Here is an 18,149-nt window from a genome sequence, read left to right on the forward strand (position 1 = left end):
GGTACCATTGTTTGAAAAGCGGGTTGACAGTGGGGGCGAGTCCATACATAGGAGCGAGCTTGCTCGCGAAAAACTCATAGACACCGCGCTCATCCACGAAACACGCGTTATCGTTGACGCTTCTCGCGAGCAAGCTCGCTCCTACAGGGGATCTGCGCCAGGCGCTGATTCTGTGGGCAATGCATGGCCAGTGTGGGAGCTGGCTTGCCTGCGAAAGCGGTGGTTCAGTTGAAGACTCAGTGGCTGACACACCGCCATCGCGAGTGTTCCTACAGAGGACGTGGTATCCCCCTCCCGGACTGACGTATGCTCTGGCACTTTCTCGAAAGGAGCTGAGCATGCTGTCGATCTTTGTTTATGCGCTGGTATTCGGCTTCGTATTTTGCCTTTCCCCCGGCGCCGTACTGGCAGAGACCCTGCGCCGCGGCTTGCTCCATGGCTTCACACCAGCCTTGCTGGTGCAGTTCGGCTCGCTGGTGGGCGACGCCGTCTGGGCCGTGATTGGCCTCACCGGCATCGCACTGCTGATCCAGCATGATGCAGTGCGGGTGCCACTCACAATCGTCTGCGCGCTGTACCTGGCCTGGTTGGGCATCCGCAGCCTGATCGATGCCTGGCAGTTACCCGCAACGGACGACGCCCCTGCCAGTTCAGGCAAAAATGCGTTGGCGGTGGGCGCGGCGATTTCCCTGGCCAATCCGAAGAACATCGTCTACTGGGGCGCCCTGGGCAGTGCTCTGTCGGGTATCGTCGGCACCACTCCCAGCCACGGGCAGACCCTGATGTTTTTTGCCGGCTTCATGCTGGCGTCGGTGCTCTCGTGCTTTCTCACTGCCGCCTTGGTAAACCTGCTGCGCAAAAACGCATCACCGACGTGGCAACGCGTGAGTTATGCGGCCTGCGGTTTAGTATTGATCTATCTGGCACTCCTCGCCTCGCACGGTATATGAAGTTATTCAACTATAACTTACGCGCGCCTCTTATCTGAACGAACTCTGAACACCGGACAATTTAATTAATCATACGTTGACATTCACTGATGCCCTGAGTAGATTGCCCGTGCCCGCAACTGGGGCCTTTTTTAAACCTCACAAAAGAAGCCAATGGACACAGTATCTAGTCGCTGTCCGAGCACCGCCTCTGCGGGCATCGGGCGCCAAACCCAGAATATGACAGGACTCGCGTTCCAGGTCCGGTAAGCTGCGCTAGAGCTTGATGCTCCACCGTAACTGCCTCGCCGGTCGCCCGTCCGGTCCCGAGGTGTGTTATGACCTTCCAATTCCTTGTTTTGCCCGATACACGCACACTGGTTGCCGCCCTGCGCGCCAAGCTGTGCCGAGTACCGGCAGGCTTTTTGCCAACCCGCTCCATCTTTGCCACACCCTCCCCTCAAGTGCGCCCGGCACCGCCGCTGGCCCACTGGCGTATATGCCCTGAAAGCGGCCACCTGGTGCAGCACTGGGATCACGCCGACCCTCAAGACCCACAGAGACCCCAGGTTTCCAGCCTGTCGCAAGCGCGCTTGCTGTTCGGTCTTTACCTGAGCGCTCGCGCCGCCTGACCTAGCCGGAAACAACAACTTTCTTATTGATGACCCTGGAGTTCGTTATGAACAGGTCCAGTAGTAGCCCGCTGCACGTTAGTTAACTAACGCGCTGTTAGCGGGCCTTTCAGAAGTTATGTGAACACCTTATTTAAACCGATCGCAAAGTTTGCGGCTCGGCATGCTTTCGCTCGCCTGTCTGCAGGTAAGTACCGGGTATGTTTTGTCGAGAATTGGCGACAGGAGTACAGACAATGAGCGCCGTAAAAAACACGCCTCTGCACAAGAAAAATGGCACCGCCGCCGACACCAAGCTGTCGATGCGTGCCGCCCGTGAAGCCCACAATGGCCTGGCGGCCACTCTCGCCAATGTACGGGCCACCCAAGACGGCCTGACCGAACTGGACGCCTCGGCGCGCCTGCAACGGGAAGGCTATAACGAAGTCGCCCATGACAAGCCGCCGCACGCGATCATCCAGTTCCTGCAGGCACTGAACAACCCGTTCATCTACGTGCTATTGACCCTGGGCGGCATCAGCTTTGTGACTGACTGCTGGCTACCGATGCAGGAAGGCGAAGAAGCCGACCCGACCAAGGTCGTCATCATCATGACCATGGTGTTGCTCAGCAGCCTGCTGCGTTTCTGGCAGGAACACCGTTCGGCCAAATCCGCCGAGGCCCTCAAGGCCATGGTGCGCACCACCGCCACCGTGCTGCGCCGCGAGCAGGTGGGCGCCCAGCCCACCTTGCGCGAAGTGCCGATGCGCGACCTGGTGGCCGGCGATATCGTGCAGTTGTCCGCCGGTGACATGATCCCTGCCGACATCCGCCTGATCGAGTCCCGCGACCTGTTTATCAGCCAGGCTGTGCTGACCGGCGAAGCCTTGCCGGTGGAGAAGTACGACACCCTGGGCGATATCACGCAAAAATCTGCCTCCACCCTCGCCGCCGACCAAGGCAACCTGCTGGACTTGCCGAACATCTGCTTCATGGGCACCAACGTGGTCAGCGGCCGCGCTAAAGCAGTGGTGGTGGCAACGGGGCCGCGCACCTACTTTGGCTCGTTGGCCAAGGCGATTGTCGGCTCGCGGGTGCAAACCGCCTTCGACCGGGGCGTGAACAGTGTCAGCTGGCTGCTGATCCGCTTCATGCTGGTGATGGTGCCCATCGTGTTCTTCCTCAATGGCTTCTCCAAGGGCGATTGGGGCGATGCCTTCCTGTTTGCCCTGGCGGTAGCCGTCGGCCTTACCCCGGAAATGCTGCCGATGATCGTCAGCGCCAACCTGGCCAAGGGCGCTACGGCCATGGCCAAGCGCAAAGTGGTGGTCAAGCGCCTCAATGCGATCCAGAACTTCGGCTCGATGGATGTGCTGTGCACCGACAAGACCGGCACCCTCACCCAGGACAAGATCATCCTCGAGCATCACGTAAATGCCTTCGGCCAGCGTGATGACGCGGTGCTGTCCCTGGCCTGGCTCAACAGCTTTCACCAGAGCGGCATGAAAAACCTGATGGACCAGGCCGTGGTGCAGTTCTCGGAACAAAACCCCAAGTTCCAAGTGCCGTTTGCCTACAGCAAGGTCGATGAATTGCCGTTCGACTTTGTCCGCCGTCGCCTGTCGATCGTGGTCAAGGATGCCGCCGGTGACCATCTGCTGGTGTGCAAGGGTGCGGTGGAAGAGATGCTGAGCATTGCCACGCATGTGATGGAGGCCGGCGAAGCCTTGCCCCTGGATGAGCGCCGTCGTGACGCCCTGCTGGCACTCGCCAATGACTACAACGAAGACGGTTTCCGCGTACTCGTGGTGGCGACCCGCAATATCCCCAAAGCACTGGCACGCCAGCAGTACACCACCAGCGACGAGCGCAACCTGGTGATCCAGGGCTTCCTGACCTTCCTCGACCCACCGAAAGAAACCGCAGGCCCGGCGATTGCGGCGCTGCAACAGATTGGTGTGGCGATCAAGGTGTTGACTGGCGATAACGCCGTGGTCACCAGCAAGATCTGCCGCCAGGTTGGCCTGGAGCCCGGCCAGCCGCTGCTGGGCGTGGAAATCGAAGCCATGGACGACGCCACCTTGCTGCGTCGCGTGGAAGAACGCACGGTGTTTGCCAAGCTCACGCCGCTGCAAAAATCCCGCGTGCTCAAGGCTCTGCAAACCAACGGCCACACCGTCGGTTTCCTCGGTGACGGTATCAACGATGCACCGGCGCTGCGCGATGCTGATGTGGGTATTTCGGTAGACAGCGGCACCGACATCGCCAAGGAATCGGCCGACATTATCCTGCTGGAAAAAAGCCTGATGGTGCTCGAAGAAGGCGTGCTCAAGGGCCGCGAAACCTTCGGCAATATCATGAAGTACCTGAACATGACCGCCAGCTCCAACTTCGGCAACGTGTTCTCGGTGCTGGTGGCCAGTGCGTTCATTCCGTTCATGCCGATGCTGGCGATCCACCTGCTGCTGCAAAACCTGATGTACGACATCTCCCAGCTGGCCCTGCCGTGGGACAAGATGGACAAGGAATACCTGGCCAAGCCGCGCAAGTGGGATGCGAAAAACATTGGCCGCTTCATGATCTGGATCGGGCCGACCTCGTCGATCTTCGACATCACCACCTTTGCGCTGATGTGGTACGTGTTCTCGGCCAACAGTGTGGAAATGCAGACGCTGTTCCAGTCCGGCTGGTTTATCGAGGGGCTGCTTTCGCAAACCCTGGTGGTGCATATGCTGCGCACCCGCAAGATCCCGTTCTTCCAGAGCACGGCCGCGTGGCCGGTGTTGATGATGACCTGCATCGTGATCGCCCTGGGCATCTACGTGCCGTTCTCGCCACTGGGCACCCTGGTGGGCCTGCAACCGCTGCCGCTGGCGTACTTCCCATGGCTGGTGGGCACCTTGCTGGCTTACTGCTGCGTCGCCCAACTGATGAAGACGATCTACATCCGCCGCTTCAAGCAGTGGTACTGACCCTCCCCGCCGTTCAAACGCTGGCGGCCGCCCGGTCGCCAGCGTGCAAGAAAAGGATTTACTCATGCGCGTGTTGATCTGTGCAGGTCGTCATTACGCCGACACCAAAAAGTCCCGCCATGTGCTGGATGCTTACCACCGCCTGCGCCCGGTGCAGGTACTGATCCACGGCGGCAACCAGTTCCTGGGCAGTGAGATCGAGGAATGGGCACGGGAAATCGGTATCGACGTGGTGCGCTACCCACCCAATTGGCAGCGCCACGGCAAACAGGCCGAACGCCAGCGCAACCACTTCATGCTGGCCGACAGCCGCCCCGACCTGATCATCGCCCTGCCGGGTGGTGACGATACCTCGGAGCTGGTTTGCCAGGCCAAAGCCAGCGGCATTTCGGTGCTGACCGTAGAAAGTTGAATTCAAGCGAGGTGCATCATGCACAAAAAACACACGCCGGCACGCCGGGACGGGTTTGCCAAATACCGCGCACGCCACTCTCGCCACACCCTGCTGTTACTGCCGCCAGCAAAGCGCCGTGCATTGCAGCGCAACTTGATCTTTATCGGCATGACCCTGGGCCTTGTTTTGGTGGTCGCGTTGGTTTCAAAAGCGCAAGCCGCAGGCGGCGCTTATGTGGTTGATGACGGCGCGATCAACGCGCCGGGTGAATGCAACGTCGACGCCTGGTACAGCGCCCAGCGGCACGCGGGCAGCACCCACAACAGCAGCTTGTCGCCCGCCTGCACGTTCAGCGCCATGCCTGCCGTGCAATGGGGAGCTGCGTTGTCACGGGCCACGGACGCGGGCCAAGGCGAGACGCAGATCAGCCCACAGGCCAAGGTGCAGGTGCTGTCACGGCAAGACCTGGGCTTGGAACTGGCAGTTGCTATCGGGGCGCATGTCGCGCTGGATCGCCATCACGGGTTTGATGGCGCAGACCTGAACGTCCCACTGACATGGCAACCCCTGGCGCCCTTGCGGCTGAACCTGAACGCGGGCTGGAGCCACGCCTATAACGAGGGTGATCAACAGCACCGCCTGACCTGGGGCACGGGGTTCGAATATCAGTTGGCAGAGGCGCTCACGCTGATTGGCGAGCGCTATGGCCAGGAAGGCGGCGAACAGGCCTGGCAGGCTGGGCCGCGTTTGCACATTGGCGAATTTGTCGACGTGGACCTGCTGGTCGGACGCAGCCTGATTGGCGATCGCGCCCAGTGGCTGACCACTGGGGCGACGCTGAGGTTTTAGGCTTTGGCCTTCTGCTCCAGATGCACCTGCAATTGCGGGTCGATTTGCAACTGACCGGCCAGGTCGTCGAGGTAATTGCGCTCGGCGTCCTGCTGATCATTGACCAGCATCACGCTCGCCAGGTACATCTCCGCAGCGAGTGCCGGGTCATTGGCATACTCGGCAAAATCGGCGGCATCCAGGGGCTTGGCGACTTCGGCGTCGAGCCACTGCTGCAACTGAGGGTCGTCGGTGTGACGGCCGATCTCGGCAGAGATCATCTGCTGCTCTTGTTCATCGATCTCGCCGTCTGCCTTGGCTGCTGCGATCAACGCACGCAGTACACCGTGGCTATGGGCTTCGGCTTCAGGCCCTTCAAGCTGGTCAACGGTCTGGATAGCTTGCTGCGGTGCCGAAGCCTGTTGGCGTTGCCAGGCTTGGTACGCCTGGAACGCCGCCATGCCCAGGGACGCCAGCGCCGCGTAATTCATCCCACCGCCGCTGCGCGTCTGGGCAGTACCGCCTGCCGGCGCGCCGCCCAACAAGCCACCCAGGCCACCTAATAAACCGCCCAAACCGCCCAAACCGCCCAAACCGCCCAAACCGCCGCCCGCCGATGACGCATTGCCGGTGCCGGCGCCCTTCAACAACCCGCCGAGCAACCCGCCCAGGCCGCCGCCCGAAGCCCCGCCGCCTTGCTGCCCTGCGCGCAACAGTTGTTCCAGTAGATCGCTGGTATTCATGGTGTCGCCCTCCGGGGCGCAATAGTGGCGTTGATCAAACATAGTCCTCCCCTGATGGAACACCATGACCGTCGGGCGGGCAAGCTTTATGATGGCGCCATCACGCCGACAAGGGAGAACAGCGGTGAATCGCATCGAGCATATTGCGTTGATGGCCACCTACAACCAATGGATGAACCGCAAGGTCTACGACGCCGCCAGCACCCTGACGCACGCGCAATTGACCCTGGACCGCCAGGCGTTTTTCGGCTCGATCCTCGGCACCTTGAACCACCTGATGCTGGGCGACACCGTCTGGCTCAAGCGCTTTGCCGAACACCCGGCCCACTTTGCGGCCTTGGCGCCACTCAACGGCATTGCCACGCCCGGTGACCTCCAGCAATTGGCCTTCGCCAGCCTTGCTGAATTATCGGCCCATCGCGCCTGGCTGGACCAACTGATCATCGATTGGGCCAACAGCCTGCACGAGTCCCACCTTGATCAACGCCTGCGCTATCACAACATGCGCGGTGTGGCTGCCGACAAACCCTTCTTCGGCCTGCTGGTGCACTTTTTCAACCACCAGACCCACCACCGCGGCCAGGTGACGACGCTGCTGAGCCAGGCGGGTGTGAACGTGGGAGTGACCGACTTGCTGGCGCTGATTGGCTAAATGCCAACACGGTCAATGTGGGAGCTGGCTTGCCTGCGATCGCATCGCCGCGGTGTTACAGAAATACCGAGGTGCCTGCATCGCAGCATAGGTATCTACACAACTTTGCAGACCGTAGCAGCCGACGGTAACCACGATGCGAAGCGAGTCGCTCTTGATCTGCTTTTGATCTGCTTTTGATCTTAAGCGCCCCGTTAAACCACGCTGGCGAATTCCGGGCACACCGAGCCCGAGCGAGGTGCCGAGTGGTGGGGCAAGAGCCTTTTGCTTACTTTTGGGCTCTTTTCAAAAGTGAGCCGCTGTCAGAGCGGAACCCTAAGTAGCCGTTACCGCAGCAATGGATATGCACACAACCCAACTGTGCTGACTGTCAGGCCGCCATCGCAGGCAAGCCAGCTCCCACACTAATCACTTCACCTTGCTGCTCAACGCCTCCACACTACGCTTCAAATCATCCAGGCTACGCTTGAGCCCGTCGATCTCGCCTTTCTGCCGCTCTATCGTGCTCTTCTGCTCATCCACCGTCCGCTTGAGACTGGACAGCTGACTGTCACTGCTACTGGCACTCGAACCATCCTTGCGCTTGAACTCATCAAACGCACGCTCCTGCCCCTCCACTTTACTTTTCAAGCTTTGCAGTTCGCTTTGACTCTGTTTCTGCCCAGCTTGCAGCGCCTCGACATCACCCACGGAAACACCCGACGGCTTCAACACATAGGCACCGCCCACGTCCATCGAGCCGGCCGTTAACTTATCTGAAGACGACGCACCAAACTCACCCCACCGCACCGCACTCCCCGCCTGCGCCGAGCTGAACACGGCAGTGCCCAACAAACCCGCCACACCCACGGCCATGATCCAAGCCTGCTTACGGACACTGAGCATCAAACGACTCCTGGTGAAATGCCGAAATGGCATATCGCTATGACTGTCATTTATGGGGCTTGTTCCTGCGTTGCGTACGTTCCTCAGGACTTGACACAAAGCCCCTGTAGATCACTGATCTGCCACGCTTTTTCCTGCGCATCTTTATGCGGGAAAACCGGCTTTGAGGTTGCGCTGAAGCGGCTGGATCTATATATTCCCAACCCTGTAACACCGCGCTACCGCCCGAATGGCGAAACTGGTAGACGCATGGGACTTAAAATCCCCCGCTCGTAAGGGCGTCCCGGTTCGATTCCGGGTTCGGGCACCATCTCTCGTTTCACTGACAGCCAGTAAAGTCCGTGAAACGCTTTAAAACCCGCCGGTTGGCGGGTTTTTTCGTTTATGGCGTTCCGTCGGTTTCCGGGGAAATTCCCGACACGCGACCGGCACTTGAAGGTGTCGGGTGGTGGATCAGCGTGGTGGGCAGAGGTGCGCTTACAGGGCCCTAGTGAAGGACGGAACACGGGGGGCTGACCTGCTGTTTTTATTGGAGAGCCGATTGCCAGCGGGCAATGGCGGGTTGAGTTGATGGGCTGACCGCACCCTTCAGGTCGACCATAAATATATTACAGCCAATTATTATTGTTTTACGATAATTTATCATGTAATTTTCGAGCCTCACCCACACAGAGGCTCAAAACATGCCCCTCACCCACCTTGTACGATTCAGCCAACGGATGGCCGCTGTAACACTGATGCTCACCGCAGGAATGCTAGTCTTCAACGCCGCCTTGTGGATTTTCCCTGTGCTGGGGTCCAGCGATGGGCTAGGCGCCGGGTTTCCCTAAGTGGTGTGATGATTACCCAGTTGTCGATCAAAATCGAAATGCTCGCCTGGTGGCAAACGCTGGGTGCCATTGTGGTTTCAAGCGTGCCTTTGATCGCTTTGGCCAGCGGGCTGAATCACTTACGCCGGCTTTTCCAGGCGTATGCGCGAGAGGAGTATTTCTCCAGCCTTGCTGCGGTTCACTTGGGTAAAGTCGGACGTAGCGTTGTCCTTTGGGTAATTTCAAGTTTCATATGCATGCCGATACTGAGTGTCTTGGCAACATTGCACGCTCCACCCGGTCAGCGCCTTTTCACCATCAGCTTCACCTCGGCAGACTTTGTCGCGCTCTTTCTTGCAGGTTGCATCGCGGTGATCGCTCGGATCTTGGCCCGTGCGAGCGAAATCGACTCTGAAATCAAAACGTTTGTGTAAGGCCGCGACCATGCCGATCATTATTGAATTGGATGTGATGCTGGCCAAGCGCAAGGTGAAGTCGAAAGACCTTGCAGCGGCGATTGGCATCACCGAGCAAAATCTGTCTTTGTTGAAACAGGGAAAGGTGAAGGGGGTGCGTCTAGGTACGCTTGAAGCGATTTGCAAATACCTGAGCTGCCAGCCTGGTGATTTATTGGTTTATCAACCGGAACCAGACGTGCCTAACTAATAATTATTGAGTTAAATACCGACATCCCGCATTTATTAAATAAAACAAGGTTGGTATGAGCCTTGGCATTGGAAACCTAAGCCTTGCGCAGATAAGCCTGCGCAAGGCTTTCGCTGTCATACTAGGTGGATGGCAACACCCTTGAGTTCTCTTAAAGTCGCAGCGCTGCGAGCATTCATGCGACGTGCTGAATAACAACGGTAGAGACACGGCTATTATCCATTAGATTGTCTGACCGAAATCACCTCAACAAAGCGATATTTTTTCCTCGCAGCCTTGACAGCTTCTTGCTCCGCCACGAGGGAACTGAGCGTATCAGCCTCATGCACTATTTCGTACATTCTCCCTTCAAACTCATTATCCACTCTGAGCTTCACCCGAAGTCTCGAGGTGAAAACATTTGGAATTATTTGTTTTTCAGACTTTAGCCTCGGTATTGCTGAGATATCCGGACCAAGATGTTTTCTATATTTATTGACCGCCGACACAACGGGCTCAGACACACCAAACAATGCCCAGCGCATCTCTTTTTCGGTTATCTCATTCTTCATTATATTACTCAGTAAACATTAAAAAATAATAACCTGAACTGTAAGCCAGAGGTGTAGTCAACAAAAGGTTTATTCAGCACCTAGAGAAAGCGCAGAGTGATGTTCCTCGGACGAAAAACAGAGTTCCATCATTCTGATATCCGAGAATGGCTTATTTGCATACTTCAGACAGTTTGATCATCAGCGGCTGATATACGCTGGGATCGACCGATGAAAACACTGCCATACCTTGGACCGGGGCACCTACTTTTAATTTTCCGACGGTAAGCACCTCATCCACAGTATCCAATTTGTATTCTTTGCCTTCAGCTCCGTAAGCTTTCAAACAGTAGCCAGCCAAATCAAGTCCGCGTCCCTTGAGATTCCCCAAGAAAATTTCAAAACTCTGTGTATAGGCACTTTTCTCGCCCACAGACATAGTGCCGGAAGTTTTTTGTGTCGAGACTACTATTACGTGATCCAGACCTTTTGCATGCGCGCTAAGCGTAATGAAGCTCAGAGTGATTGAGGCAATGACACTTGAAATTTTCATAGTAAGTCCGCTGACTGTGTTAAACCTCAATCCTAAACAATTGAGCTCAAAGCCATGCGTGAATTACACGCAATCCACCTACTTTTCAGATCGCCAAGCTGTCGCTCTTTGAAAAGGATGTTCGACTGATAAATCAGCAGAGCTATTTTGATAGCGGCACCTTTCGACGGTGCGAAGGAAAAATTCGCATCACACTACTTAATCACACTGAATAATTTTGAAACCATCCTGCGAGGCGTAGCAACCGCCTTCAGCCAAATGAAGGCGGCCCTGTAAACGCTATAAAGTCATTAGCGAAGCGCGCCATGTCGGACTCACTATGAATAACTCTGAATTACGCTGAATAGCTGTATCAGAACCATTCGGTTGGATGGCACTTTAATGGTTCTCTGATAACAACATCAGCTGTCCCCCCTCACCGTCCTCGACATGGAAGCGACAAGCATGCGCCATCACCAGCAAAAAAACTGCACTTGCGGCTTATCGCGCGTTGATGAAGACCGGGTTGAGCTGACACCTTATTTCGGTTGTCCCTGCCGCTACTGCATCAAGAAAGCCAGCACTGCGCGCTGCGAGTCCCAATCGATGAGTGAAGAAAACCTCATCAATGCCATAGAGTACATACGCAACGATGCACGCATCACCCAAGCCTCAATCGTTGGCGGCGACCCGCTGGTAAAACCAAAACAGCTGTTCGCGTTGCTGGAAAACCTGGCGAGCATCCCCCATCTCAATAACATTCGTATCGCAACTCGGCACGCCCTGCTTCAACCAGAGTGCATTAATGAAGCCTTTATCGAACGTATTGCCAGCTATAACTACGTCGATTATGCCTACCCTCTGCGCTCCACAAGCGTGTCTCTGGACGTTGCAATCAACCACGCCAGCGAGCTGCAACCGGACGTCATCAGGGCACTCAATGGCTTCAGCCGTCGGGGCATCAACGCACGTGGCCACGCAGTACTGCTCAAAGGGGTCAACGACGATTTCCACAGCCTTAAGAATCTTATCGATCATTTCCTCGCGGTTGGAATCACGCCTTATCACTTAATGCACTGCGCAGACGCTCCAGGTGGCGCACCGCTGCGCACCACCGTGAAAAAAGGTCATACCCTAATTACCCAATTGATGGCGTTTTCAGGTACCTATGCATTGCCTTATGGGTACGTCACCGCCGTGGGCACGCACTACATCACACCAGGCCAAGTCCTGCGCTACGAAAATATTGGAGGACAGCGTTTTATTCGCGCCCGCTCACCTTATCCAGCCGAGCGCTACAAAACACTTTCCGGTAACTCAAGCCTGCCGCCACTGCACGAGATTGATGATCAAGGCTACATCGTCTCGCACTACCCGGATGGCAACGACGCCCTTCTCGTCTATTGACCCACTAAGCGCCCTATGAAACCACTCACTATTATCGTTATCGAAAACTTGATCATCCGCCTGCCAAACTTACGTGCCATTGCCGTCGCGGCCACTCAGGCCGGGTTGACTATGATTGCCATCGTACCTGATGCCCTGACCCCTGATGACATAGATGCCTTGCCATTTCGCGCCATCCCCATTTCGGACTGGAGCAGCGACGGCCTGGAAACAATGGTGTGCCGTCTGGAACGACACGCAACCGTGGTCGGCATCGGCACCTGTATCGGCTTCTTCACACCCGAAGGGTTATTGGGGGCCCAGGTCGCAGAACTTTGCGCACGGCGCGGTTTGCCCCATCCTCCTGTCGACGCGTTGTACCTCGCCAACAACAAGTTCGCCATGCGCCAGCGCCTGCGTGAACGCAATGTCTATACCGCACGTTACGCACGCGTTATCGGCGATGCCAGCCTTGTAGTCGCCGCCGAGCATGTGGGCTTCCCACTGATACTGAAACCCGTGGTGGGTTTGGGCTCAAGCTTTATTTCACGTTGTGAGAATATTGCCGACATGCGCCGCGTATTCCGCCATTACCAGGAGCATGCTCGCCATGGTTATTACACTGAATATTTTTGCGCCCACGACATTGGCGACGAACATTTCGAACCCATGCGCGAGATGCTTGCCGAAGAGGCGATTGATGGTTATGAAATCAGTGTCGAGTGTTTATGCACCGGGCATCAAATCCTGCCGTTGGTGATGCACGATAAGTTAGACGTAGAGCAGAGCTCATACTCATCCTATGAAAACCTTTTGGTCAGCCCCCCCGTTCGCCTTACGCTCAACGAACAGCAACAAATATTGATCTACACGCGCGTGGTACTGAACACGCTGGGTTTGAGGAATAGTTTCTGTCACGTTGAATTAAGATACGACTCCAAAGGCCGTGCCAGCATCATCGAAGTTAATCCACGCGTTGGTGGAATGCGTGTGCGGGAAAGCCTGCTGGCTTTGCGTGGTGTTGACTTTGCAGCTGTATACGTTCAACAGCTGCTGGGCAAACCGTTTTGTTTCCCCGAGCCCCCCATGGCGTCCGGGTACCATGGGATGTCTGCGGTTTACCCACGAGTAAGTGGGATTTTAAGAGGGATCCACGGCGTGGAAGCGGCACGCCAACTGACCGGTGTGCTGAGTGTGAATACCCATATAGCACCCGGCACGTCCATCGGCGGCGACTTTGAGGAGGTGTTTGCAGTGGATGCGTGGTTACAAGCAGATACACCGGCGGCTATGAAGGCGCTGGACCGGAAAGTCAGAGAACTGATCAAGATCGATATCGAATAGTGATACGACATTAAAAACGTGAACGCAAACCAGCCCGGCAATCGCCGGGCTATTTCTCCTTGAGATTTCCAGCGTCACTTGTTACGCGCCCGTTCTCTGGCAATCAGTTCCTGCGCCAGTGCCAAATGCACAGCGGGCTTGACGCGTTGAAGCCAGCGGCCTCTACACCGCCACTCCCATCTACGAAAACGCCCCGCTCTCTTGTGAGAAAGCAGGGCTTTAAGACGATGGCGAATCAGAAGCGGTAAGTGACCCCTAAGCCGAAACCATTGGCGCTGTTTTCGTACTTGGCCTTGTAGTACTGGCCAAGCGCGTTGGTGCGGTCAACCTTGACCGGCGTTTCCTTGAGATAGGCATAAGCCACATCGACGGTCATGTTCGGCGCAACATCGTAGCCAGCACCGAGACTGAAGATGGTCCGATTCCCGGTAGGAATACGTGGCGAGCGATCGGTGTTGTTGGTCGGCGACTGGTCAACCGTCAAACCGGTACGCAGCACCCACTGTTTGTTCAGTCGGTAGGAGGTTCCCACGGCATAGGCCCAGGTATCGTGCCAGTTTTGCTCCTCTTTAATGGTACTGAGTAAAGCCTGAGCATACACACCATTGCTGTAAGTAACGCCCTCGTTCTTGACCGTAATGTCTTTGAGACGACTCCAGCGTGTCCAGGTTGCCCCGGCATAGAGCTTCCAATCAGCATTCACCTCTTGCGTCACAGAGAAATCCCAGGACTCTGGCGTATCAATTTTGAGAGATGCGTCGTAGCGGCCACTGCTCAATACTGCGTCAGGAACGTTGGCACCTTTAGTGACTTGAGTTTGCCCCTCCAGCTTGTACTTGACCTGCGAATGGTAAGTCAGGCCTACCCGCGTGCTGTCTGTCGCTTGAAGCAACACGCCAGCGTTAAAACCCAAGGCGGTGTCGTCACCCTTGATTTTGATATTGTTGGACGCGAGACTTGGGTTCGGAAGGTTGATATCCGACTCCAGGGTACCGGAAACCCGGTTGATGGTCGGGCCAAAACCGATAGACAGCTTATCGCTGAAGGCATAGCTGACGGTCGGCTGGAGCGTGATGACTTTCACCTCGCTCTTGCTGCCGAACGCTTTGCCCTGGAAGCCTTTTTCATAATCGGCGACCATGCCAAATGGGGCGTAGACACCAAAACCGGCAGCCCATTGTTCGTTGAGTTTTTGAGTGTAGAACCCAAATGGCACGCCGGTAAGCGGCACCATGTTGCCCTTGTTACTGCCACTCGAACTGCCGCTGGCCTGGCTGATGTTGCTCGTTGCGTCGATAACGGCGAGACCACCGGTTATTTGCTGGCCGTCCAGGCGAACCATACCGGCAGGGTTACCATAGACAGTACTGGCATCTTCTGCCGATGAAGACCGTCCGGCAAAACCTGTTCCCATCCCACTGATACTTTGTTCATTCAATGCAAAGCCAGCCGCAAACGCTTGTGAAGAGGCCAGGGTAATAGCCAGGCCCAGTGTTTTTTTCAACATTACTTTCTTCATTAGTTAGAGCTCCGTGGTGATCACCACAGAGGAAAGTAACAATATTTAAATGTCAGTGTTGTAGGGCAACTTGTAGGAAATAAATCTGCACAGGTTAGTTCCACCGATGCCAACTTTTCCCCGGCAACACTTAGTTACGTACTCGGCGAATAAGGGCAGCGAAACGCTCGCACATTGGCGTCACCGAAGGGTTGCTCAAGCCCCACACTGCGTATCTGCAATACGACGCTATAGCCATCAAATGAAAGCGTCAGCCACTGCGTATCGGCAGTAGGGCCAGCGCTCAGTAACCCTTGGTCGATAAGCCGAAACCACGCCCACGTGCCTTCCTGCGACTGTCGTATGGTACGCCCATCCAACAGCGTCACCACCGCGTTAAGTCGCGTACCCAGCACTTGAGAGGGCCAGGTAAACAGGCTCGGCAAAATAGGGCCGTGAGAGTAACTCAACTGCCGGTCATCCACGATCAGGCTGAAGGAGGCGATCTCTTCGTCCATGGTCACCGGGCTAATTTCGAAATCAATGTGCGCCTGCGCGGCGCCTGCAGGAAAAAAAACCTTGCCGATATGTTCTGCGCGGTCAAATTGCAGCAGAACCAAAGGGTCGATCTCATCACCCTCAACCGCTCTGTTGTCGGGACGAAGTAAGGTGCTTTCGTCTTTGTGACGACCAGGATAAAAGCGCCCAAATGTTTGCAGTAACCCCTCAGCGGCAAACAGCTGGTTAAAAGCCTCCAGTGGCACATCGGTGCTTGCATTGCGATCAAAAGGGTAGCGTTGCTGGACCACACGCTCGCAGTAAGGCCCAAGGTCTTGTGCCCATTTTTTTGTGAGCGTCACGGACTGGTGTGCACGTACCCAACCTTTACCGACTTTGACGATGTCGCTGAGTAGCGGCCTTATCAGCAGCGGCAAAGTGCTCGTCAGTGAGTCCAAGCGCTCAAGCGCATTGACGTCGGGTGGTGATAAACCCGAGGCTGTTGATGCATCTCGGGCAGATAGATAAACCCCCGCGTAAGCCAGCGCTTCGCGCAGTTGATCCAGAAGGCCGGGCCGCCCCTCGACAGACTCGGTCAGCCGATGAAACGAAGCGAAGTGTTGCGTTACAGCACTTTGCTCCGATGCGTCATTGAGAATGTCCTTGGCGTTGTCCTCGACGCCCAAACGTATCTTCAGTGCAACAGTGCGCTCGCGAAGACGCTTGAGTATGCCGTCGTTCTCAGCATTGAGGCTTAGACGGGTTTCACGGTCGATTAACCGTAACAATCGACTCAATGCACCTTCCTGCTGTGACAAACGCTCCAGACGCCCCGGCAATTGTTCAGGCTCATTGAGGCCCGCAACTTTTAAGTCAGAGACGAAGTACTCCCAATGCCTCACATAGTCACGTTGATAAAGACCCAATATTTCGGCCCGCACGTGGTGCAGAGCTTGCTGACGAGCCGCCCCCATAACCCAGCTTTCATCACGCAAAGCCTCGGCAATGAAACGCTCCAATCGTTGGTTCAAGTGCGTATAACCTTCCAGGGTAAAGAGCCAAGGCACCCCCTGCGTCATAGAGCGGCCAGAGCGTGAGGCAAATAACATCAAGCCTCCTGTCCCGATTTCGCTGGCAACGCTCAACTCCTTGTGGGGCAGGTTTCGCAACACGGTCGATAGCTGGCGGTAAACACGCTGCGCCACCGGTTCATGCGAGATGTGCTCTCTCGCCTGTTCCACGAGGGCGTCGTTGACACTGAACAATGCAGCAGCAGGTATCGACTGTACTACCCGCTGTAAATGCGCGTTCAGCCATTCACGTTGCGGTTGAGGGAGCCGCTGATCCGACAGTACCTTGAGTTCGCGTGCAACAAAGTGGGTATCCAAACGACCTTGCCCGCCCAGCATCAAATACAGGCGCAGATTGTTGTAAGCGTGCGACTTAGGACTGTTGATCCGCTCTTCCAACGCGTTGGCCAATGGTTGTGCAATGACCTCACTCAACGCTTGCTCGTATAACGTTTGAATCAGTGTCACCAGGCGCTGTTGCTGGTTAAGCTGCAGGCTGGGCAGCCAACCCTTATCCTGCGAAACATCAACCATATCGGTCAGGAGAGTGAGCCGCTCAAGTCCACCCTGGCGAAGGTTAAATAGCGCTTCCCGCTGCTCGGCCAGCTTATCGAGCATGCGCGCCTGATGATGATAATGATGGGCCATAAACGCACACACACCCGCCACGATCAATATCAAACACACCCGAGCATGCGAGCGCACCCAACCTGCAGAATGCTTGAGAAACATACGCCAGGCGCCATGACGCTCACACTGCTGCAAGGTCCGCAGTAACAGTGTCGAACTCGTAGCCCCTTGAACGTCTTCAGCCAAATCTCCCGCCGTGAAGCGCAGCGACTGCAAACGCGCCTGATCATGAAAGACCGCCTGCAAAAAAACCTGTACGTGCCCACTGAACAGTCGCCACAACGGTGAAAACCCATAAAGCTGAGTCCGCAGCAGGGTCAGCGGCTCCCTCTGCAATCGATCAAGCAGGCTGTCATCAAGGGACTCAAGTCGATTACCCATGCGTTCGGCCAATCGCAAGAGGTTGGATTGGTTAGTCCCCAAAGGAAAGCCAATCGCCAAATCACGCTCCTCGCCCTGCAATCCCATAATCGAGGGCACATAGCCCGGCAGGCTGGAGCAGTGGCTCACAATAGCCTGGATCGGCAAGCCCTTACCGATTGCGCCCGCCAGCTCCTCCAGGCGCTCGCGCAGGCTCAACGCTTGCAACTCCTGGCCGTCATCGGCTCCCAGCAGCTTCTGAGCATTCAATAACAACAGGCCGCCCACCAAAGCGCATCGGTCACGTTTAGCGCCTTTGAGCTCATCCAACAAACATTGCCAGCGTCGCGACTCAGCCTCGGACAGCAAGCGGCCACTCACCGTCAGCACGCTGTAACGCCCTACCCGCTCAATACGCAGGTCAACGTTCGAGGTGGTATGCAAATCGAAGAGCAAAAAGGCTGGCCTGACACCCTCAACCTGTGTCTCCAAGCGCCACTGTGTAAGCTGCTCACGCAATTGCAACTCACGCTCACAGGGAGCTATCCGTTTCTCCAAGTCGACTTGAACCTCCAGAGCGCGGTGTTTGGCGCGCTGCGCATCAACTTTCCATCTCCAGCAAAACCAGATCAGCCCGCCAACGTAGAACGGTAACAATATCCCCCATTGCTGCCATGTCTCAGTGAACAGCATGCTGCCATCTATCGACAAGCGAGGGCCATAGTCACGCACCAGCACCGTCACCCAGTACAACATCGCGACCATCACGGCCGCCCGTGACAACGTTTTAAAGAATCGCAAAAGCATGACGC

General features: G+C 56.1%; 16 protein-coding genes and 1 tRNA gene. 11 read left to right on the top strand and 6 right to left on the bottom strand.

Annotated elements, in window-relative coordinates:
- Nucleotides 1-338: 338 nt before the first annotated feature.
- The 5 genes from DK871_RS16115 to DK871_RS16135 all read left to right on the top strand — a co-directional run bounded on the left by DK871_RS16115 (nt 339) and on the right by DK871_RS16135 (nt 5,755).
- Nucleotides 339-950 carry a LysE family transporter gene (locus tag DK871_RS16115; RefSeq protein WP_161905735.1) on the top strand — a complete coding sequence of 204 codons (612 nt, stop codon included), beginning with the start codon at nt 339-341 and terminating at the stop codon, nt 948-950.
- Between the two features lie 317 nt (nt 951-1,267).
- The gene (locus DK871_RS16120) at nt 1,268-1,561 is read left to right on the top strand and encodes a hypothetical protein (RefSeq protein ID WP_161905736.1); all 294 of its coding nucleotides are present in this window, start codon (nt 1,268-1,270) and stop codon (nt 1,559-1,561) included.
- A gap of 236 nt (nt 1,562-1,797) precedes the next feature.
- Entirely contained in the window at nt 1,798-4,512 is a 2,715-nt protein-coding gene (gene mgtA, locus DK871_RS16125; protein ID WP_161905737.1) for a magnesium-translocating P-type ATPase, read from the top strand.
- A gap of 64 nt (nt 4,513-4,576) precedes the next feature.
- A complete protein-coding gene (locus tag DK871_RS16130; protein WP_003191350.1) occupies nt 4,577-4,924 on the top strand; it encodes a DUF2493 domain-containing protein in 348 nt (115 codons plus the stop codon).
- 18 nt (nt 4,925-4,942) lie between these two features.
- Complete coding sequence (locus tag DK871_RS16135) at nt 4,943-5,755, top strand: hypothetical protein (RefSeq protein ID WP_161905738.1); 813 nt, start codon at nt 4,943-4,945, stop codon at nt 5,753-5,755.
- Here the strand turns inward: DK871_RS16135 and DK871_RS16140 are convergent.
- Nucleotides 5,752-6,477 (bottom strand): tellurite resistance TerB family protein, encoded by a 726-nt coding sequence (locus DK871_RS16140; protein WP_161905791.1) that lies wholly within the window; start codon nt 6,475-6,477, stop codon nt 5,752-5,754. The two genes, DK871_RS16135 and DK871_RS16140, sit on opposite strands and share 4 nt — an antisense overlap.
- Nucleotides 6,478-6,601: 124 nt before the next feature.
- Between DK871_RS16140 and DK871_RS16145 the strand changes: the two genes are divergently transcribed.
- Complete coding sequence (locus tag DK871_RS16145; RefSeq protein WP_161905739.1) at nt 6,602-7,129, top strand: DinB family protein; 528 nt, start codon at nt 6,602-6,604, stop codon at nt 7,127-7,129.
- A gap of 408 nt (nt 7,130-7,537) precedes the next feature.
- Here the strand turns inward: DK871_RS16145 and DK871_RS16150 are convergent, their stop codons facing one another.
- Nucleotides 7,538-8,014 (bottom strand): hypothetical protein, encoded by a 477-nt coding sequence (locus DK871_RS16150; RefSeq protein WP_161905740.1) that lies wholly within the window; start codon nt 8,012-8,014, stop codon nt 7,538-7,540.
- Nucleotides 8,015-8,237: 223 nt separating this feature from the next.
- Here DK871_RS16150 and DK871_RS16155 point away from each other — a divergent pair.
- From DK871_RS16155 to DK871_RS16165, 3 genes are all read left to right on the top strand, one after another.
- Nucleotides 8,238-8,324: transfer RNA gene (locus DK871_RS16155), tRNA-Leu, on the top strand.
- Between the two features lie 528 nt (nt 8,325-8,852).
- The gene (locus DK871_RS16160; RefSeq protein ID WP_256677478.1) at nt 8,853-9,257 is read left to right on the top strand and encodes a DUF2975 domain-containing protein; all 405 of its coding nucleotides are present in this window, start codon (nt 8,853-8,855) and stop codon (nt 9,255-9,257) included.
- 10 nt (nt 9,258-9,267) lie between these two features.
- A complete protein-coding gene (locus DK871_RS16165; RefSeq protein WP_161905741.1) occupies nt 9,268-9,489 on the top strand; it encodes a helix-turn-helix transcriptional regulator in 222 nt (73 codons plus the stop codon).
- A 215-nt stretch (nt 9,490-9,704) separates the two neighbouring features.
- Here the strand turns inward: DK871_RS16165 and DK871_RS16170 are convergent, their stop codons facing one another.
- Together DK871_RS16170 and DK871_RS16175 are read right to left on the bottom strand one after the other, a co-directional pair.
- A complete protein-coding gene (locus tag DK871_RS16170) occupies nt 9,705-10,040 on the bottom strand; it encodes a hypothetical protein (protein ID WP_161905742.1) in 336 nt (111 codons plus the stop codon).
- Between the two features lie 151 nt (nt 10,041-10,191).
- A complete protein-coding gene (locus tag DK871_RS16175) occupies nt 10,192-10,572 on the bottom strand; it encodes a DUF4354 family protein (protein WP_161905743.1) in 381 nt (126 codons plus the stop codon).
- A 444-nt stretch (nt 10,573-11,016) separates the two neighbouring features.
- Between DK871_RS16175 and DK871_RS16180 the strand changes: the two genes are divergently transcribed.
- Both DK871_RS16180 and DK871_RS16185 read left to right on the top strand, forming a co-directional pair.
- A complete protein-coding gene (locus DK871_RS16180) occupies nt 11,017-11,958 on the top strand; it encodes a radical SAM protein (RefSeq protein ID WP_161905744.1) in 942 nt (313 codons plus the stop codon).
- A 15-nt stretch (nt 11,959-11,973) separates the two neighbouring features.
- A complete protein-coding gene (locus DK871_RS16185; protein WP_161905745.1) occupies nt 11,974-13,281 on the top strand; it encodes an ATP-grasp domain-containing protein in 1,308 nt (435 codons plus the stop codon).
- 235 nt (nt 13,282-13,516) lie between these two features.
- Here the strand turns inward: DK871_RS16185 and DK871_RS16190 are convergent, their stop codons facing one another.
- Entirely contained in the window at nt 13,517-14,800 is a 1,284-nt protein-coding gene (locus DK871_RS16190) for an OmpP1/FadL family transporter (protein ID WP_161905746.1), read from the bottom strand.
- A 134-nt stretch (nt 14,801-14,934) separates the two neighbouring features.
- Nucleotides 14,935-18,144 carry a type VI secretion system membrane subunit TssM gene (gene tssM / locus DK871_RS16195; protein ID WP_161905747.1) on the bottom strand — a complete coding sequence of 1,070 codons (3,210 nt, stop codon included), beginning with the start codon at nt 18,142-18,144 and terminating at the stop codon, nt 14,935-14,937.
- Between the last annotated feature and the right edge of the window lie 5 nt (nt 18,145-18,149).

The sequence above is a fragment of the Pseudomonas sp. L13 genome, assembly GCF_009935965.1.
Lineage (GTDB): Bacteria > Pseudomonadota > Gammaproteobacteria > Pseudomonadales > Pseudomonadaceae > Aquipseudomonas > Aquipseudomonas lactis.

Excerpts from the sequence above, each read along its gene's own strand:
- DK871_RS16115 (WP_161905735.1), top strand. The coding sequence starts at position 339 with ATGCTGTCGATCTTTGTTTATGCGCTGGTATTCGGCTTCGTATTTTGC.
- DK871_RS16120 (WP_161905736.1), top strand. The coding sequence starts at position 1,268 with ATGACCTTCCAATTCCTTGTTTTGCCCGATACACGCACACTGGTTGCC.
- mgtA (WP_161905737.1), top strand. The coding sequence starts at position 1,798 with ATGAGCGCCGTAAAAAACACGCCTCTGCACAAGAAAAATGGCACCGCC.
- DK871_RS16130 (WP_003191350.1), top strand. The coding sequence starts at position 4,577 with ATGCGCGTGTTGATCTGTGCAGGTCGTCATTACGCCGACACCAAAAAG.
- DK871_RS16135 (WP_161905738.1), top strand. The coding sequence starts at position 4,943 with ATGCACAAAAAACACACGCCGGCACGCCGGGACGGGTTTGCCAAATAC.
- DK871_RS16140 (WP_161905791.1), bottom strand. The coding sequence starts at position 6,477 with ATGAATACCAGCGATCTACTGGAACAACTGTTGCGCGCAGGGCAGCAA.
- DK871_RS16150 (WP_161905740.1), bottom strand. The coding sequence starts at position 8,014 with ATGCTCAGTGTCCGTAAGCAGGCTTGGATCATGGCCGTGGGTGTGGCG.
- DK871_RS16160 (WP_256677478.1), top strand. The coding sequence starts at position 8,853 with ATGATTACCCAGTTGTCGATCAAAATCGAAATGCTCGCCTGGTGGCAA.
- DK871_RS16165 (WP_161905741.1), top strand. The coding sequence starts at position 9,268 with ATGCCGATCATTATTGAATTGGATGTGATGCTGGCCAAGCGCAAGGTG.
- DK871_RS16170 (WP_161905742.1), bottom strand. The coding sequence starts at position 10,040 with ATGAAGAATGAGATAACCGAAAAAGAGATGCGCTGGGCATTGTTTGGT.
- DK871_RS16175 (WP_161905743.1), bottom strand. The coding sequence starts at position 10,572 with ATGAAAATTTCAAGTGTCATTGCCTCAATCACTCTGAGCTTCATTACG.
- DK871_RS16180 (WP_161905744.1), top strand. The coding sequence starts at position 11,017 with ATGCGCCATCACCAGCAAAAAAACTGCACTTGCGGCTTATCGCGCGTT.
- DK871_RS16185 (WP_161905745.1), top strand. The coding sequence starts at position 11,974 with ATGAAACCACTCACTATTATCGTTATCGAAAACTTGATCATCCGCCTG.
- DK871_RS16190 (WP_161905746.1), bottom strand. The coding sequence starts at position 14,800 with ATGAAGAAAGTAATGTTGAAAAAAACACTGGGCCTGGCTATTACCCTG.
- tssM (WP_161905747.1), bottom strand. The coding sequence starts at position 18,144 with ATGCTTTTGCGATTCTTTAAAACGTTGTCACGGGCGGCCGTGATGGTC.